Origin of the sequence: Cellulosimicrobium cellulans (assembly GCF_016907755.1) — a bacterium.
Classification (GTDB): Bacteria; Actinomycetota; Actinomycetes; order Actinomycetales; family Cellulomonadaceae; genus Cellulosimicrobium; species Cellulosimicrobium cellulans_D.
This window is the reverse complement of sequence record NZ_JAFBCN010000001.1, coordinates 30,402-46,838: the sequence shown is the minus strand read 5'-3', so window position 1 is coordinate 46,838 and position 16,437 is coordinate 30,402. Positions and strand designations below refer to the sequence as shown.

Here is a 16,437-nt window from a genome sequence, read left to right as displayed (position 1 = left end):
GGACGGGGGCGGCACGGTGAGCGAGGCGGCGGTCGACGAGCGGCACGTGCTCGCGGCGCGCCTCGCCGCGCACCGGCTGCGGTCGCCCGACCTGCCCGACGTGCCGACCGCCGTCGGGCACCTCGTCGCGGTGCAGGGCCAGGAGTTCCACCCCGCGCTGTGGGGCCTCACGCGCCGGCTGCGGCCCGGCGCGCGGCCCGGTGCGTCGGGGGCGGTCGCCGCGTGCGACCAGGGCGAGGTGCTGCGCACGCACGTGCTGCGACCCACGTGGCACCTCGTCCGGTCCGACGACGCCCGCTGGCTCGTCGAGCTCAGCGCGCCCCGCGTGCACCGGGCCAACGGCACGATGTACCGGCAGGTGGGCACCGACGGGCACGCGGCCGAGATCGACCTCGTCGTCACCGCCGTGCAGGAGCGGCCCCGGACGCGCCGCGAGCTCGCGGGCCTGCTCGCCGCCCACGGCCGCCCGCTCGAGGGCATCGCCCTCGGCTACGTGCTCATGCAGGCCGAGCTCGACCGGCAGCTCGTCAGCGGGCCGCTCGACGGCAAGCAGCAGACGTACGCCGCGTTCGACGACCGCGTCCCCGCGGGCTACGGGCCGCTCGGCGAGCGGTTCGACCGCGACGCCGCGCTCGTCGAGCTGCTGCGCCGCTACCTCGCGGGCCGCGCGTACGCGACGGTCAAGGACGTCGCGCAGTGGTCGGGCTTCACGCTCACCGACGTCCGGCACGCGCTCGACCTGCTCGGGGACGAGGTCGTGGCCGTGCCCGGAGCGGGTGTCCTCGAGGGCGCGGCCCTGTGGCGGCTCGCCGACGCCGACGAGCGCGTCCTCGCGCCGGGGCCGTTCGTCGGCCACCTCGCGCCCGACGGCGACCCGGACCGCCCGGTCGTCGACCTGCTGCAGAGCTACGACGAGCTCTTCATGTCCTACGGCGAGACCCGTGCGCTCGTCGTCGCGGCGGGGGTGGACCTGGGCGACCGCCTGGGCTCGTTCATCCACGGGCTCGCGGTCGACGGCGTGGTGGTCGGACGGTGGCGCTGGGTCGTCGGGACGCGGGGCGTCGTCGTCGAGCCGCAGTGGCGCCGCGAACCCACGCCCGCGGAGACGGCGGCGTTCGACGAGCAGGTCGCCGCCGTCTCCGCGCACTGGTCCCGACCCGCTGACACCGCGCCCGCACGCCGGTAGGGTGCGGACACCCGCAGAGCGGCGGGTCGCGCAGGGGGGACAGGGGGACGTATGCACGAGGCAGCGCCGGAGGACGAGGTCCGCACCGAGGGTCCGGGGGACGACGCACGGACAGGACGCGGTCCACGTGCGCGCGCCTTGCTCGTGGGCGGGGCGCTCGTCGTCGCCGTCCTCGCGGTCGGGGTCGCCGCGGCCCTGACCGGGCGCGCGGCAGGGACGGAGCCGAGCGACGCCGTCGGCGGTGCGCCGGCCGCGGAGGCGCCCGGGGACGACCCGGCGCTCGCCGCCGAGACCCCGGCGCCGGCACCCGTCGAGACGAACGGCGTCCAGGTCTGCTGGGACGTCGTGATGCCGGACGGCCCAGCGATCACGGTCCGCGGCGACGACGGTGCGCCGATGGAGCTCGGGGGGCTCGAGGGCTGGTGGACCAGCATCCCGGCGGACGACGCGGGCGGCGTCCTGCCGGTCGAGGAATGGCCGCAGCAGATCCTCGACCACCCTGCGACGGCCCAGGTCGAGACGACCACGAGCACGGTCCTCGAGACCTTCGACCGCCGTACCTGCTCGGGCGTCGACGGCTACGTCCCGCCGGACCTGTCCGCGCTCCCGCCGTCGACCGTCGTCGTGCTCGATGCCGAGACGGGCGAGGTCCTGGCCGAGCACCCCGTGGAGCTCGTGACGTCCTGAGCGCGCACACTGGTGGGATGACGACTCTCGCGACGGACCGCGGCCTGACGATCGCCGAGGCGGCGGAGGCGACCGGGCTCACCACGCACACGCTGCGCTACTACGAGCGCGACGGGCTGCTGCCCGACCCGGTCGAGCGCGCGTCGTCGGGCCACCGACGGTACCGCGAGCAGGACCTGGGCTGGATCACGCTCGTCACGCGCCTGCGCGCGACGGGCATGCCGGTGCGCGAGGTGCGCGCCTACGCGGAGCTGGTCCGCGCCGGGGAGGGGAACGAGGCGGAGCGGCTCGACCTCCTGCGCGCCCACCGCGAGCGCGTGCGCGCCGAGCTCGCGGCCGTCCGGACGCACCTCGACGCGATCGAGCACAAGATCGACGTGTACGAGGCCCGCGCCGCGCGCGGGGACTGCTGAGGGGCCCGCGCGCACCCCTTGACTTCGAGCGCGCTCGAAGCAGCAGCCTGGGGTCGTGACCACCACGAGCTCGTCCATCCTCCCCACCCGGACCCTCGGCAGCGCCCGGAACGGCACCGCGCTCGACGTCGGCGCCCTCGGCCTCGGCTGCATGGGCATGTCCGCCTACTACGGCGCGACGAGCGGTGCCGGCTCCGCGACGGACGCCGAGTCCGTCGCGACGATCCACCGCGCCCTCGACCTCGGCGTCACGCTGCTCGACACGGCCGAGGTGTACGGCCCGCACACGAACGAGGAGCTCGTCGGGAAGGCCGTGCGGACCTCCGGCGTCGACCGCGACCAGGTCGTCGTCGCGACGAAGTTCGGCTTCCGCTTCGCGCCCGACGGCTCGCGCGGCCTCGACTCGCGCCCCGAGAACGTGCGCCGCGCCCTCGACGGGAGCCTGCGGCGCCTCGGCCTCGACCACGTCGACCTCTACTACCAGCACCGCGTCGACCCCGACGTCCCGATCGAGGAGACCGTCGGCGCGATGGCCGAGCTCGTCCAGGCGGGCAAGGTGCGGCACCTCGGGCTCTCCGAGGCGGGCGCCGACACGGTCCGCCGCGCGCACGCCGTCCACCCCGTCACGGCGCTCCAGACCGAGTACTCGCTGTGGTCGCGCGACGTGGAGACCGACGTCCTGCCGACCCTGCGCGAGCTCGGCATCGGTCTCGTGCCGTACTCACCGCTGGGCCGCGGCTTCCTCACCGGCGCGATCCGGTCCGCCGACGACCTCGCGCCCGACGACTTCCGCCGCAGCAACCCGCGGTTCGTCGGGGACGCGCTCGACGCCAACCTCGCGCTCGTCGAGCGGGTGCGCGCCCTCGCCGACGCGCGGGGCGTCACGGCCGGCCAGCTCGCGCTCGCGTGGGTCCTCGCGCAGGGCGACGACGTCGTCCCCATCCCGGGGACCCGCCGCGTCGCGCGCGTCGAGGAGAACGTGGGCTCCGCGGCGGTCGTGCTGAGCCCCGAGGACCTCGCGGCGCTCGCGGACGCCGTGCCGGCGAGCGCCGTCGTCGGCGACCGGTACGCGGACATGACGCCGCTCGGTCGCTGACCCGCGCGTCGGCCACAGGGTGGGCGCCGGGACCGCGGTGGCACCCACCCCGTGCCGGGCGGTCAGGGGCGGGGAGCGCCGGGGCGCGTGACGAGGTGGACCAGCACCGACGTCAGCACGATCACGCCGACGTACACCGCCATCGCGACGGGCGACGTCACGGCGAGGACCGTCAGCGCGACGTTCCCCACGAGGTGCAGCGCGACCGCGGCCGGCACCCCGCCGCGCAGGCGCTCGCTGACCAGCCAGTACGCGCTCGAGAGCGGGATCATCGCGAGCAGGAACAGCACCGCCTCGACGCTGACGAGGCCGAGCGACGACTGCCACGTCCCGGTGAGCGCGAACAGCGGCAGGTGCCAGACCGCCCACACCGCGCCGAGCACGACCGACGTCACGAGCGGCGAGCGCCGACGCCGCAGGCGCGGCTGCGCGTAGCCGCGCCACCCGAACTCCTCCGACAGCGGCCCCGCGCACAGCGAGACGAGGGCGAACAGGAGCGGGCCGCCCGACCCGGCGACGGCCGCCGCCCCGGCCGACAGGTCCGTCGTCGGGCCGCCGAGGAACGGCACGACGAGCGCCGTCAGGACCGCGGGCGCGGCCCCGATCCCGACCGCGGCCGGGAGCCATCGACCTGCCGCGCCCCAGCGCGCCGCCCGCGGGCTGGTGCGGCCCGCCGCCCGCAGCACGAGCGCGGCCAGGCTCGGGCCGAAGCCGCCGAGCGCGAAGAGCGCGAACACGAGCGGGTCGGCGAGGTCGCCGCCGAGCAGCCACGCGGCGCCCCACGACGTCCAGGACAGCGCGAACGCGAGCGTCCAGAACGCGGCGAGCCCGCCGCGGAGGGGCCGCTCGGGGCCGTCCGGGGACAGGGCTGAGGCGTCCCGGGACGAGGCGGGCGAGGCGTGCCGGGACCGTGCGGGAGCCGGGAGAGGACGTGCGCTGGTCGTCATGTCTCGATCTCACCGCTTCGTCCCGTTCCGGGGACCCCGGGCCGCCCCCGACCGCGGGTGGGGACAACCCCCGTCCGGCTGGCCGAGCACGGGCTTGCCCGTCGTCGAGCACGACCTGGACATCGTTCTGGGCCTCAGAGCGACGCTCACGTCGTGTTCGGCGGGGAGGGGGTGGCAGGGTGGGGGCGTGACGACGACCGCCGAACCCGCCCGATCCGGCAACTGGGCCGGGAATCTCACCTACTCCTCCGTCGAGGTCGTGCATCCCCTGACGCCCGACGCGCTGACCGACGTCGTGCGGCGCTCGCGCCGCGTGAAGGCGCTCGGGTCCCGGCACTCGTTCGGGGACGTCGCGGACACGACCGGGACGCACGTCGTCCTCGACCGGTACGACGACGGACGCCCGCCCGTCGTGGTCGACCCTGCCACGGGCGTGGCGTCGGTCGCGGCGGGGCTGCGGTACGGCGACGTGACGCGGCACGTGCAGGCGGCGGGCCGCGCCCTCGCGAACCTCGCGTCGCTCCCGCACATCTCCGTCGCGGGGTCCGTCGCGACGGCGACCCACGGCTCGGGCGACGCGGTCGGCTCGCTGGCGAGCGCCGTCGTCGGGCTGGAGCTGGTCGCGGGAGACGGCGAGCGGCGCCTCCTGCGGCGCGGGGACGCGGACTTCCCGGGAGCGGTCGTCGCGCTCGGGTCGCTGGGCGTGGTGACGCGGGTCGAGCTCGAGACCGTCCCGACGTTCGACGTGCGCCAGGACGTGCACGTCGGGCTGCCGTGGGACGCGGTGACGGCGTACTACGACGAGCTCACGGCGTCGGCGTACTCGGTGAGCCTCTTCACGGACTGGGGCCCCGACGGCGTGCAGCAGGTCTGGCGCAAGTCGCGCCTCGCGCCGGGGGAGACCGGGACCGCGCGCGAGGAGCTCTTCGGGGCGACGCCCGCCGCGACGATGCTGCACCCGCTGCCCGGTGTCGACCCGCGGCACTGCACGCCGCAGCTCGGCGAGCCCGGGCCGTGGAACGAGCGGCTGCCGCACTTCCGGCTCGACTTCACGCCGAGCAACGGCGCCGAGCTCCAGTCGGAGTACCTCGTGCCGCGCGCGCGGGCGCAGGAGGCGTTCGCGGCGATGCGCGACCTCGGCCCGCGCGTGACGCCGCTGCTCCAGGTGGGGGAGGTCCGCACGGTCGCGGCCGACGCGGAGCCCCTGTGGCTGAGCCCGTTCGACGGCGCGGCGGTCGGCGTCCACCTCACGTGGAAGCCCCTGCCCGACGACGTCGCGCGCGTCCTGCCCGACGTCGAGGCCGCGCTCCTCTCCCTGGGCGCCCGCCCGCACTGGGGCAAGCTCTCGCACGCGCTCGTCCACGACCCGGGCTCGGTCGCGGCGCTCTACCCGCGCTTCGACGACTTCGGCGACCTCGTCCAGCGCTGCGACCCCGACGCACGCTTCCTCGGCGGCTACGTCGAACGCCTCCTGGCATCCTGACCCCCCCTCCCCGCCCCCCGCCCCCCGCCCCCCCCGCCGACCACGACCCCGCACCCCGTCGAGCACGACGTTGCTGTCGGAATGCGGGCTATTCCGACAGCAAGGTCGTGTTCGGCGGGGTGGTTCGTCACGGTTCGGCGTCGATGTTCCTGCCGGTTTGGTGAGTGGAGCGGTGCGGCCTCACACTCGTGCGCAGGTGCTGCGCACCGCCGGGTCCTCTGTTCCCCGTACGTTCCTCGGCCTCCGGGCCGGGTGCTGACGTAACACGACGGAGACGATCGGTGTCTACGCTGCCCCTGCCCGGCCCCCACCCGATCGGAGAACACCATGCGTACGACCCTGCGCAAGCTCCCCCTCGGCCTCGTCGCGCTCACCGCGACGAGCGCCCTCCTGCTCACCGCGTGCACCGACGCCTCCCAGACCGGGACGGACGGCAGCACCGCAGGATCCGACGAGACGTCGTCCGCGCCGTCGTTCGACCCCTCGACGATCGAGGTCGACGACGCGGCCGCGGCGCTGCTGCCCGAGGACGTCGCGTCCGCGGGGACGCTCGTCGTCGCCTCGAACACGGAGTACGCGCCTGCCGAGTTCATCGACGCGGACGGCACGACCCCGATCGGCTTCGACATCGACGTCATCAAGGCCGTCGGCGCGACGCTCGGCCTCGACGTCGACGTCCAGTCGGCCGACTTCCCGGCGATCATCCCGGCGCTGGGCACCAAGTACGACGCCGGCATCTCCTCCTTCACGATCACGGAGGAGCGCATGCAGGAGGCCAACATGATCTCCTTCCTCAACGCGGGCTCCGCGTACGCGGTCGCGGCGGGCAACCCGGACGACGTCGACCCGGCGAGCCTGTGCGGCCTGACCGTCGCGGTCCAGACCGGCACCATCCAGGACGAGGACATCGCCGTGCAGAGCCAGGCGTGCACCGACGCGGGCGAGGAGAAGATCGACATCCTCCAGTACGAGTCGCAGTCCGACGCCACGACGAACGTCGCGGGCGGCAAGGCGCAGGTCCTCTACGCGGACTCGCCGGTCATCGGCTACGCGGTCGAGCAGACCGGCGGCCAGCTCGAGCAGCTCGGCGACGTGTTCGACAGCGCGCCCCAGGGCGTCGTCGTCGCGAAGGACGACACCGAGCTCGCCGCCGCGATCCAGGCGGCGCTGCAGTCGCTCATGGACAGCGGCCAGCTCGTCGAGATCCTCGGCGCGTGGGGCAGCGGGGACGCCGCTCTCGACACCGCGGAGATCAACCCGTCCGTCGGCTGACGCCCCCGCGCAGCCTCAGCCCATCCCTCCTCCCAGTCCCCGCCGTGTCGCGGGCGCCCACCCGGCGCCCGCGACCGGCACACTGGACGCCTGCACGGACGACGCCGTCCGCGCGGCCCGGCTCGTGCCCCGAGCCCCGACACCCCGAGGTGCACCATGACCGGTAGGACACCCGGCGGCGACGCCGCCGGCGCACCGGGCGACGACCCGGTCCCCGACCGCATCCACGCCCGACCCGTCCCGCGGCCCGGCCGGTGGATCTCCGCCGTCGTGCTGCTGGTCCTCGCCGCGATGGCCGCGAACGCGCTGCTGACGAACGAGAAGTTCCGCTGGGACGTCGTCTGGCTCTACTTCCGCGACGTGACGGTCGTGCGCGGCGTGGGCTGGACGCTCGTGCTGACGTTCTGCTCGATGGCGATCGCGATCGTGCTCGCCGTGCTGCTCGCGATCATGCGACGGTCGGACAACCCCGTCATGAAGTCGGTGAGCTGGGGCTACATCTGGTTCTTCCGCGGCACCCCGATCTACACCCAGCTCGTGTTCTGGGGCCTGGTCTCGGTGCTCTACCCGCGTCTGAGCCTCGGCATCCCGTTCGGCCCCGAGTTCTTCGAGTTCCGCACGGCGGACCTGTTCACGGCGTTCGTGTGCGCGCTCATCGGGCTCTCGCTCAACGAGGCCGCGTACCTCGCGGAGATCGTCCGTGCGGGCCTCGGGTCCGTCGACCCGGGCCAGACCGAGGCGGCCAAGGCGCTCGGCATGAAGGACGGCAAGATCCTCCGGCGCATCGTGCTGCCGCAGGCGATGCGCGTCATCGTGCCCCCGACGGGCAACGAGACGATCTCCCTGCTCAAGACGACGTCGCTCGTGCTCGCGGTGCCGTTCACGCTCGACCTGCAGTACTCGACCAACGCGATCGGCAACCGGCTCTTCCTGCCGATCCCGCTGCTCATGGTCGCCGCGATCTGGTACCTGCTCATCACGAGCGTCCTCATGGTGGGCCAGCACTACATCGAGCGGTACTACGGCCGCGGGTTCGGCACGCAGACCGCGGCCCGACGCCGTGGGCGCGGGCCGAGAGGCACGGGCGGCGGACGCCGGAAGCCCAGCAAGCAGGACCTCATCGCGGCGTCCGGCACGACCAAGGACGACCCCTTCCTGGAGGTGACCCCGTGAGCGGGACGCACGACGCGGCATCCTCGGCGGCCGGCCGCACGGACGACCGGGCGCAGGCTGGCACGAGCACGCCGATGGTGCAGGTCGAGGGCCTGCACAAGATGTTCGGCGACCTGCACGTGCTCCGGGGCGTGGACCTCGAGGTCCCGCGCGGGTCGGTGTGCGTCGTCCTGGGGCCGTCGGGCTCGGGCAAGTCGACGCTCCTGCGCTGCGTCAACGAGCTCGAGGAGATCACGGGCGGGCGCATCCGCGTCGACGGCGAGCTCATGGGCTACCGCGAGGTGACCAAGGACGGGCGCACCCGCCTGCACCGCCTCCACCCCAAGGTCGTCGCGCGCCAGCGCTCGCGCATCGGCATGGTGTTCCAGCGCTTCAACCTGTTCCCGCACATGACCGCGCTCGAGAACGTCGCGGAGGCGCCGGTGCAGGTGCAGGGGCTCGGGAAGGCGGCCGCGCGCGCACGGGCGACCGAGCTCCTGGAGCGCGTCGGCCTCGCCGACCGCGCCGACCACTACCCGGCGCAGCTCTCCGGCGGCCAGCAGCAGCGCGTGGCGATCGCGCGGGCGCTCGCCATGGAGCCCGAGCTCATGCTGTTCGACGAGCCGACGTCGGCGCTCGACCCCGAGCTCGTCGGCGAGGTGCTCGCCGTCATGCGCGACCTCGCGCGGTCCGGCATGACGATGATGGTCGTGACGCACGAGATCGGGTTCGCGCGCGAGGTCGCGGACGCCGTCGTCTTCATGGACGAGGGCGTCATCGTCGAGCAGGGCACGCCCGACCAGGTGCTCGGCGACCCGCAGCACGAGCGCACGCGGTCGTTCCTCGCGCACGTGCTGTAGGGAGGGGGGCCCTCAGCCCGCGCGACGGCGGCGCGGCAGTGCGGGGGCGTCGTGCGCCGCGAGGAGCCGGGGCGAGAGACCGGTGGGGCGCGCGACCGTGACCATCTCCCCGCTGAGCGCCCGGCCCAGGTGCACGAGCGGCAGCATGTTCTCGTGCTCGACCACGAGCGCGTCGTAGATCGGGGTCTCGTCGTCCGAGGCGTGGGAGCGGGTGTGGGAGAGGGATCGCGTCAGCACGCCTCCCACCTTCTGTGAGGGACGTGCGTTCCGCGACCGGAAGCGGTGACGTGTCCGTGAGGCGTTCGTGGAGACGTTCGTGAAGATCCGGCCGCCGTGGGTCACCGGTGGCGGGACGCGGAGCGGCGCAGTTCAATGCTGCTGACCCGAGTTCGTCGTCGCGTCCGGGCCGTCCCCGGGAGGACCGCATGAGCCTCGCCCCGATCGTCCACGAGCTCCGCCTCGCATGCCCCGTCGAGGTCGCCTTCGACACGTACGTCGACCGGATCGCGGAGTGGTGGCCGCCCGGCTACACGGACGACGCCGGGTCGTTCTCCGGGCTCGTCGTCGAACCGGTGGTCGGCGGCCGCGTCGTCGCGTCCCACGGCACCGACGAAAAGGTGTGGGGACGCGTGACCCTGTGGGAGCGGGCGACCCACCTCGCGCACACGTTCACCCCGGGCCAGCCGCCCGGCCGGGCATCGCTCGTCCGGGTCGACCTGCGGCCGAGCGCGAGCGGGACCGCCGTGCGGTTCGAGCACGGCGGCTGGGCGCCCGGCAGCGAGCGCGTGCGGTCGCGCTTCACGGGGTGGCCGCGCATCCTCAGCCGCTACGCGCACCTCGCCGAGCACCCCGACCCGGAGAAGTGAGCCCCGGGCTCGCGGGGACCACCGCGGTCTCACCAGCCCCAGTCGCCCCAGTCCCAGCTGCCGTCGTCGGTGTTGCCGTTGTTCCCGTTGTTGCCGTTGTTCCCGTTGCCGGGCTGGTCCTGCTGGTCGCGGTCGTCCTGCTTCTTCTGCCGGTCGTCCAGCTCCTGCGACCGCTTGGCGGCGTCCTCCTCGGCCTTCGTGATCGCCGCCTCGCGCTCGGTGAGCTGGGTCGTCGCCGCGTCGAGCTCGGCGCGCTGAGCCTCCAGGTCGGCGCGCTCCGACTCGAGCTGCTCGCGCTCGGCCGCGACCTCGCTCTGCACGCGCTGCGCCTCGGCCTTCTCGCGCTGCGCCTCCCCCTGCGCGGAGAGCGTCAGGCCGATGCCGACGAGCAGGCCGAGGGCGACGCCCGCGAGGCCGACGGCGGTCGGGACGAGCCATCGGCGGCCGCGGTCGGGGGCTGCGTCCTCGTCGTCGTCGGCGCCGGGGAGCGCGAGCGGGCCGACGCCGCCGGGGGCGCGCGTCGGGTTCGCCGTCGCGCGCGCCGGTGCCGTGGCCGGGCCGGCGGGCGTCGGGCCGACGGGAACCACGCCGGAGCGCGCGGCTCCGGCTGAGACCGTCGGGGCCACGCCGGCGACCGGGGGCCGCGCGGCCGGGTCGTCGAGCAGCGCCCCGAGCGCGGGGAGGATCATCGTCGAGCTGGCGACCGGGTGGTCGTCGACGGCGCCCGTCGCGACCGGGGCGAGCGTCGCCACGTGCGTCGCGTCGGCCGCAGGGCCCGCGGGGTGCGCGCCGACCACCCCGGTCACGCTCACCGCCGGGGTCGCGCCGGACGAGCGCTCCCGCAGCGACCGGCGGGTCGGCGCCCCGCCCGCGGAGGGTACGGGCTCAGAGCGCGTCGGCCCCGTGGGCAGGGGCTCGGTCGAGCGGAGCACCGGCGCGTCCGGGAGGGGCACGGGGAGCGGGGACGCGGAGGCCCCCGCGTCCTCCCAGAACACCCAGCCCGGGGGCGGGGCCGGCCAGGACGGGTCCGGGTGCCAGTCGGTCGTGGGGGTGAAGCCCTCGGGGACGGGCCACCCCGGGGGCGGTACGAACCGCACGGCCATGGGTCCTCCTTCGGTAGCGCCCGGTGCGCGGTCGACGGGGACGCGGGGTCTCGACGGGGCTCCGGGTTCGACGGGAACAGTAGGGGAGTCGTGGCCTCCGGCACGAATCGCACCGGCCGTGGGCCGACGCCTGAACCCGTCGTGACCCGGCCGTGGCCCGGGCAGCACCGCGTCCGGCCGCGCGGCGACGTGGGTGGTCGCTGGTAGAACGGAGGCAGACCGGCGAGGCGGCCCCGCTCCCGCCCCGGCGGCGATCGTCCCCGACCCGGAGGTGCGCGTGTTCCTCGTCGACGAGCCGGCGCTGCGGACCGCCGCGGCAGACCCCGGCCGGACCGCCCCCGGCGGCGCCCCCGCGCGCGAGCGTGTCCTCGTGCACTCGGCGAGCGACCTCGTCGTCGCCGCCGACTGCGAGTACCGGCTCCTGTGCCGTCTCGACGAGCAGCTCGGCCGGGCGCCGCGCCACGACGCGGGAGAGGACGCGATGCTCGCGCGCACCGCCGCGCTCGGCGCGCGGCACGAGCGCGAGGTCCTCGCACGCTTCGAGACCGAGCACGGCGCGTTCGACCCGACGACGGGCCGCGGCGTCGTCCGGCTCGAGCCGCCCCGCGGGGTCTCCTGGGACGAACTCGTGGCCGCGCAGGCGCGCACGCTCGCCGCGCTCGAGGCCGGCGCCGACGTCGTGCACCAGGCGGCCTTCTTCGACGGCTCCTTCCACGGGCGCGCGGACTTCCTCGTCCGGACCGGCACCGACGACGCGGGGACGGCCCGCTACGCCGTCGTCGACACGAAGCTCGCACGGCGCGCCAAGGTCCCCGCGCTCCTCCAGCTCGCCGCGTACGGCGACCAGCTCCAGGCTGCGGGCGTTCCCGTCGACCCCGACGTCTCCCTCGTCCTCGGCACGCGCGAGCGCACGTCGCACCGCCTCGCGGACCTCCTGCCCGTGTTCCGGGACCGTCGCGACCGGCTCGTGCGGCTCACGGCCGAGCACGTCGCGCGCGACGGCCGCGCCCCCTGGGACGACCCCGCCGTCCGGGCGTGCGGGCGCTGCGACGACTGCCGGGCGCAGATCGACGCCCACCGCGACGTGCTGCTCGTGGGCGGGGTGTACGAGTCGCAGCGCGCACGGCTGCACGCCGCGGGGATCCGCACGATCGACCAGCTCGCCGCCGCGACCGACGAGACACCCGTGCCCGACGGCATGAGCCGGTCCGCGTTCGCGAAGGTCCGACGCCAGGCGGCGCTCCAGCTCGGCACCGGGCCCTCCGACGGGACGGTCGTGTGGGCCGACGCCTCGGGTCCGCACGAGCTCTCGTGGCGTATCGACGACCCGGCGCCCGTGCTCGCGCTGCCCGCGCCGAGCCCCGGTGACGTCTTCTTCGACTTCGAGGGCGACCCGCTGTGGACGGACGAGGGCGGCACGAGCTGGGGCCTCGACTACCTGTTCGGCTGGGTCGAGCGTCCCGCGGCGCCCGCGGACCGCCCGCCCTTCCACGCGCTGTGGGCGCACGACCTCGCGGCGGAGCGCGACGCCCTCGTCGCGTTCGTCGACCACGTCAACGCGCGCCGCCGCACGTACCCGGACCTGCACGTCTACCACTACGCCGACTACGAGCGCGCGCACCTGCTCGCCATCGCCGCGCGGCACGGCGTGTACGAGGAGGAGGTCGACGACCTCCTGCGCGACGGCGTGCTCGTCGACCTGTACGCGGTGGTGCGCCAGGCGCTCCACGTCTCCGACAGGTCCCGGTCGATCAAGAAGCTCGAGCCGCTCTACATGGGCGACGAGCTGCGCACCGGCGACGTGACCACCGCCGCCGCGTCCGTCGTCGCGTACGCGGAGTACACCGCGCTGCGCGAGGCCGGCCGCGACGACGCGGCGGACGAGCTGCTCCGCGGGATCGCGGACTACAACCGGTACGACTGCGTGTCGACGCTGCGGCTGGGGGAGTGGTTGCGGCGTGCGGTCGCTGCTCGTGACGACGCGATGGTCGGCCTGGGTGCGGGGTCGGGGGAGACGCGCGCCGTCTACCATCCGCATCCTCGTCCCTCGGATGCTCCCGCCAGGCCCGCCACGACGGCGCGCGTCTCCCCCGACCCCGCTGCGTCCGTCGCCTCTCCCTGGGGCGAGTCCGCGGCTGACGGCCGTGGGGAGGCTTCGGCGGACGGGGTCGCCGTGCGGGAGCGGCCGTCCGCGGTGGTGCTGGAGGAGGAGATCCGGGAGGTGGTGGGGGAGGACCGGGCCCGGCGCGGCGCCGGCGAGGGGGCGCTCGCGCTGTACGGCGCGGCGGCGGGGTACTTCCGGCGTGAGGCGAAGCCGTTCTGGCACGAGCACTACTCGCGGCTCTCGCTCCCGGTGGACGAGTGGCTGGGGCGCCGCAACGCGTTCCTCGTCGAGCAGGCCGAGGTCGTCTCGGGCTGGGAGGTCGAGCCGGGGCGCCGGACGTGGTCGCGCCGCCTGGCGCTCGTGGGCCGGCTGCCCGAGGGCAGCGACCTGCGCGTCGGCGTGGCGCCGTACCTGCTCTACGACCCGCCGCTGCCGCCGTGCGCCAAGACCGCCGCCGACGGGGTGCGGGGCTGGCTCACGGGGGCGTCGGTCGTCGACGCGGCACGTCGCGCGACGCCCGCGGGCGAGCGGGACGTGCTGGTCGTGCGCGAGCAGCTCCCGACCGGCGCCGAGCCGTTCGACGCGACCCCCGTCGCGCTCACCCCGTCGCCCGGCCCGAGCGCCAAGCCGCTCGAGGCGGCTGCGGAGGCCGCCGCCCGGGGCGCGCTCCAGGCGTGGCGGACGACAGGGACGCTGCCGCTCGACGCCGCGACCGACGTGCTCCTGCGACGACCCCCACGGCTCGCGCCGGAGACCGCCGCACGATCAGCCGGCGCGCACGTCCCGGCAGGTGCCGACGGACCGGCCGGTCCCGGGCTCCCGCCCGTCGTGGACGGCGACGTCGTCACGGCGGTCACGACCGCCGTCGAACGGCTCGACGACTCGTACCTCGCGGTCCAGGGGCCGCCCGGGACGGGCAAGACGTACGTGGGGTCGCGCGTGGTCGCCCGGCTCGTCGCCCAGGGCTGGCGCGTCGGGGTCGTCGCGCAGTCGCACGCGGTCGTCGAGAACATGCTGCGGGCGATCGTGCTCGGGGCGGGCGTCCCGCGCGAGGTCGTGGCGAAGAAGGTCGCGGCGGACGGCCCGTCGGCGCGCGCCGTGTACGACGAGCTCGACGGCACCCACCTCGCGGCGTTCGCGACGCAGCCGGGGCCGCGCGTCGTCGGCGGCACCGCCTGGGACTTCGCGGCGGACCGGCTCCCGGCCGGCACGCTCGACCTGCTCGTCGTCGACGAGGCCGGCCAGCTCTCGCTCGCGACCACCGTCGCGGTGTCGCGCGCCGCGCGCCGCCTCCTCCTGCTCGGCGACCCGCAGCAGCTCCCGCAGGTGAGCCAGGGCCGCCACCCGGAGCCCGTCGACCGGTCGGCGCTCGGGTGGCTCGCTGACGGTCACGGGGTGCTGCCCGCACGGCGTGGCTACTTCCTCCCCGTGACGTGGCGCCTGCACCCGCGCCTCGCGCGCGCCGTCTCGACGCTCGCGTACGAGGACAAGCTCCACGCGCACCCGCTCACCGCGGCCCGGCACCTCGACGGCGTGCCACCCGGGGTCGAGCAGGTGCTCGTGGAGCACACCGGGAACTCGGTGCGGTCTCCGGAGGAGGCGGCAGAGGTCGTCCGGCAGGTCGAGACCGTCCTCGGTCGGTCGTGGACGACGACGGTCGACGGGGCCACGGAGGAACGTCCCCTCGAGCAGGGCGACGTCCTGGTCGTCGCGGCGTACAACGCGCAGGTGTGGGCGGTGCGCGCGGCGCTCGGGGCCGCGGGCCACCCGGACGTCGAGGTCGGCACGGTCGACCGGTTCCAGGGCAAGGAGGCGCCGGTCGTCGTCGTGACGCTCGCCGCGTCCTCGGGCCGGGACGCCTCGCGCGGCCTCGGGTTCCTGCTGTCGCGGCACCGCGTCAACGTCGCGGTCTCGCGGGCGCAGTGGCGCGCGGTCGTCGTGCGGTCGCCCGCGCTCACCGACGTGCTGCCGCACTCGCCGCGGGGCGTGGAAGAGCTCGGTGCGTTCCTCGGGCTGACGGGCTCCGCGCCTCTGGTCTGACCCGCCGTCGACCTGCTCCGACGCTGGGCGCAGGCCGACGGCGGTGCCGTCACGGATCGGGACCGCGGCCAGGGGGTGCCGGATCCGGCGTCACGGGGTCGGAGCCCGTCGTCACGAGGTCGGGACCTGGCGGTGCGGGGTCGGGACCTGGCGGTGCGGCCGGGTCAGAACTCGCCGAAGCCCCCGAAGTCGTCGAAGCCGCCGCCGAAGTCGCCACTGCCGAAGTCGCCGCCGCCAAAGTCGCCACCGGCCGAGGGGTCCTCGCCCGCCGCCTCGACCGCTCCACCGTCCCCGCCCTCGGCAGCGCCGGGGTCCTCGGCGCCCTGCTCGGCCGCGGCGTCCTCCGCGACGGGCTGCGTCGGGTCGGCGAACGCGGGCCCAAAGAGGGCGTTCGCGACCGCCGACCCGATGACGACGCCCGCGATCGTGCCGAGCAGGCTCGAGCCGACCATGGCGCCGAAGCCGGGTGCGCCCTGGCCGCGGCCGGCGAACGTGCGCTCGAGGGTGCCGGGCTGGCGCATCTCGGCGCGCGTCGCCATCCGGGCGAGGTCCTGCGGGGCATCGGACGTCGCGCGCTCCGACGCCGGGACCTGCTCGCCGAGCTCGGCGAGCACCTGCCGCCGCTGCTCGGGCGTCAGGCGGGCGAACGCCTCCGCGTGCGCCTGCTCCACCTGGTCCGGGGGCGCGGTGCGCAGCAGGTACCGGTAGCGGTCGACCGCGACCTGGTCGGGTGTGCGGGGCGCGGCCGCCCCGGCGCGCGCGTCCTGCGGGGCGCTCCCGTAGGCGGGCTGTCCGGGGTGCTGCGCGGCGGGGTACTGGGTCGGGTACTGCGTCGGGTGCTGCGCCGGCGAGCCGTGGGGGCCCGCCTGCGGGGGGCCGTACGGGTCGCGCGGCTCGCGGCCGAGGAGCCGGTCCAGGAATCCCATGGGTCGTCCTCCGAGTTCGGTGGCGCGGCGTCGTGCGCTCGCGCGTGGCTCGTGGCCGGGTGCGGCTCACTCCCGGACCAACGAGAAGCCACGCCCCACGGTTCCGCCCACGCCGCCGAACCCGGGGTTGGGCGCCACCTGCGCCCTCCCGTACCCGGCGACCCCGGGTTCGCAGGGCCGCGCTCTCCGCCGAACCCGGGGTGACGCGTCATGTCGACCGGCGCGTGACCAGTAACCACGGGTTCGGCACGTCACCCGACGGACGAACCAGCCTCGGACGCACGAGTGCCCCCGACCGGAGG

General features: G+C 75.6%; 14 protein-coding genes. 10 read left to right on the top strand and 4 right to left on the bottom strand.

The window, feature by feature from the left end:
- The first annotated feature begins 16 nt into the window (after window positions 1–16).
- From JOE63_RS00200 to JOE63_RS00185, 4 genes are read left to right on the top strand one after another with little or no spacing between them, the layout of a single operon-like run.
- On the top strand, window positions 17–1,186 hold the full coding sequence (locus JOE63_RS00200) for a DNA glycosylase AlkZ-like family protein (protein ID WP_204538098.1): 1,170 nt from the start codon (window positions 17–19) through the stop codon (window positions 1,184–1,186).
- 51 nt (window positions 1,187–1,237) lie between these two features.
- Window positions 1,238–1,873, top strand: a complete 636-nt coding sequence (locus JOE63_RS00195; RefSeq protein WP_204538095.1) for a hypothetical protein — start codon at window positions 1,238–1,240, stop codon at window positions 1,871–1,873.
- A 17-nt stretch (window positions 1,874–1,890) separates the two neighbouring features.
- Window positions 1,891–2,286, top strand: coding sequence for a MerR family transcriptional regulator (locus JOE63_RS00190; protein ID WP_204538091.1), 396 nt, complete (start codon window positions 1,891–1,893; stop codon window positions 2,284–2,286).
- Between the two features lie 55 nt (window positions 2,287–2,341).
- Window positions 2,342–3,382, top strand: coding sequence for an aldo/keto reductase (locus JOE63_RS00185; protein WP_307839870.1), 1,041 nt, complete (start codon window positions 2,342–2,344; stop codon window positions 3,380–3,382).
- A gap of 62 nt (window positions 3,383–3,444) precedes the next feature.
- Here the strand turns inward: JOE63_RS00185 and JOE63_RS00180 are convergent, their stop codons facing one another.
- On the bottom strand, window positions 3,445–4,329 hold the full coding sequence (locus tag JOE63_RS00180) for a CPBP family intramembrane glutamic endopeptidase (protein WP_204538087.1): 885 nt from the start codon (window positions 4,327–4,329) through the stop codon (window positions 3,445–3,447).
- Between the two features lie 187 nt (window positions 4,330–4,516).
- On the opposite strand from JOE63_RS00180, the gene JOE63_RS00175 reads away from it, so the two are divergent.
- The 4 genes from JOE63_RS00175 to JOE63_RS00160 all read left to right on the top strand — a co-directional run bounded on the left by JOE63_RS00175 (window position 4,517) and on the right by JOE63_RS00160 (window position 9,096).
- On the top strand, window positions 4,517–5,812 hold the full coding sequence (locus tag JOE63_RS00175; RefSeq protein WP_307839869.1) for an FAD-binding protein: 1,296 nt from the start codon (window positions 4,517–4,519) through the stop codon (window positions 5,810–5,812).
- Window positions 5,813–6,139: 327 nt separating this feature from the next.
- On the top strand, window positions 6,140–7,084 hold the full coding sequence (locus JOE63_RS00170) for an ABC transporter substrate-binding protein (protein WP_087470228.1): 945 nt from the start codon (window positions 6,140–6,142) through the stop codon (window positions 7,082–7,084).
- A gap of 156 nt (window positions 7,085–7,240) precedes the next feature.
- Window positions 7,241–8,257, top strand: coding sequence for an amino acid ABC transporter permease (locus JOE63_RS00165; protein WP_204538081.1), 1,017 nt, complete (start codon window positions 7,241–7,243; stop codon window positions 8,255–8,257).
- 74 nt (window positions 8,258–8,331) lie between these two features.
- Entirely contained in the window at window positions 8,332–9,096 is a 765-nt protein-coding gene (locus JOE63_RS00160) for an amino acid ABC transporter ATP-binding protein (RefSeq protein WP_204543349.1), read from the top strand.
- Window positions 9,097–9,108: 12 nt separating this feature from the next.
- On the opposite strand, the gene JOE63_RS00155 is transcribed toward JOE63_RS00160, so the two are convergent.
- Complete coding sequence (locus tag JOE63_RS00155) at window positions 9,109–9,333, bottom strand: hypothetical protein (protein WP_087470226.1); 225 nt, start codon at window positions 9,331–9,333, stop codon at window positions 9,109–9,111.
- A 188-nt stretch (window positions 9,334–9,521) separates the two neighbouring features.
- Here JOE63_RS00155 and JOE63_RS00150 point away from each other — a divergent pair, with 188 nt between their 5' ends.
- A complete protein-coding gene (locus JOE63_RS00150; protein WP_087470225.1) occupies window positions 9,522–9,962 on the top strand; it encodes an SRPBCC domain-containing protein in 441 nt (146 codons plus the stop codon).
- Between the two features lie 29 nt (window positions 9,963–9,991).
- Here the strand turns inward: JOE63_RS00150 and JOE63_RS00145 are convergent, their stop codons facing one another.
- The gene (locus tag JOE63_RS00145; RefSeq protein WP_087470224.1) at window positions 9,992–11,065 is read right to left on the bottom strand and encodes a hypothetical protein; all 1,074 of its coding nucleotides are present in this window, start codon (window positions 11,063–11,065) and stop codon (window positions 9,992–9,994) included.
- A gap of 193 nt (window positions 11,066–11,258) precedes the next feature.
- On the opposite strand from JOE63_RS00145, the gene JOE63_RS00140 reads away from it, so the two are divergent.
- Window positions 11,259–15,209: a TM0106 family RecB-like putative nuclease gene (locus tag JOE63_RS00140; RefSeq protein ID WP_307839868.1), complete on the top strand. Its 3,951-nt coding sequence runs from the start codon at window positions 11,259–11,261 to the stop codon at window positions 15,207–15,209.
- A 164-nt stretch (window positions 15,210–15,373) separates the two neighbouring features.
- Here the strand turns inward: JOE63_RS00140 and JOE63_RS00135 are convergent, their stop codons facing one another.
- On the bottom strand, window positions 15,374–16,135 hold the full coding sequence (locus JOE63_RS00135) for a hypothetical protein (RefSeq protein WP_204538078.1): 762 nt from the start codon (window positions 16,133–16,135) through the stop codon (window positions 15,374–15,376).
- Between the last annotated feature and the right edge of the window lie 302 nt (window positions 16,136–16,437).

What these genes read in the sequence shown, in the direction of transcription:
- JOE63_RS00195 (WP_204538095.1), top strand. Translation starts at nt 1,238, where the DNA reads ATGCACGAGGCAGCGCCGGAGGACGAGGTCCGCACCGAGGGTCCGGGG.
- JOE63_RS00190 (WP_204538091.1), top strand. Translation starts at nt 1,891, where the DNA reads ATGACGACTCTCGCGACGGACCGCGGCCTGACGATCGCCGAGGCGGCG.
- JOE63_RS00180 (WP_204538087.1), bottom strand. Translation starts at nt 4,329, where the DNA reads ATGACGACCAGCGCACGTCCTCTCCCGGCTCCCGCACGGTCCCGGCAC.
- JOE63_RS00170 (WP_087470228.1), top strand. Translation starts at nt 6,140, where the DNA reads ATGCGTACGACCCTGCGCAAGCTCCCCCTCGGCCTCGTCGCGCTCACC.
- JOE63_RS00165 (WP_204538081.1), top strand. Translation starts at nt 7,241, where the DNA reads ATGACCGGTAGGACACCCGGCGGCGACGCCGCCGGCGCACCGGGCGAC.
- JOE63_RS00160 (WP_204543349.1), top strand. Translation starts at nt 8,332, where the DNA reads ATGGTGCAGGTCGAGGGCCTGCACAAGATGTTCGGCGACCTGCACGTG.
- JOE63_RS00150 (WP_087470225.1), top strand. Translation starts at nt 9,522, where the DNA reads ATGAGCCTCGCCCCGATCGTCCACGAGCTCCGCCTCGCATGCCCCGTC.
- JOE63_RS00145 (WP_087470224.1), bottom strand. Translation starts at nt 11,065, where the DNA reads ATGGCCGTGCGGTTCGTACCGCCCCCGGGGTGGCCCGTCCCCGAGGGC.
- JOE63_RS00135 (WP_204538078.1), bottom strand. Translation starts at nt 16,135, where the DNA reads ATGGGATTCCTGGACCGGCTCCTCGGCCGCGAGCCGCGCGACCCGTAC.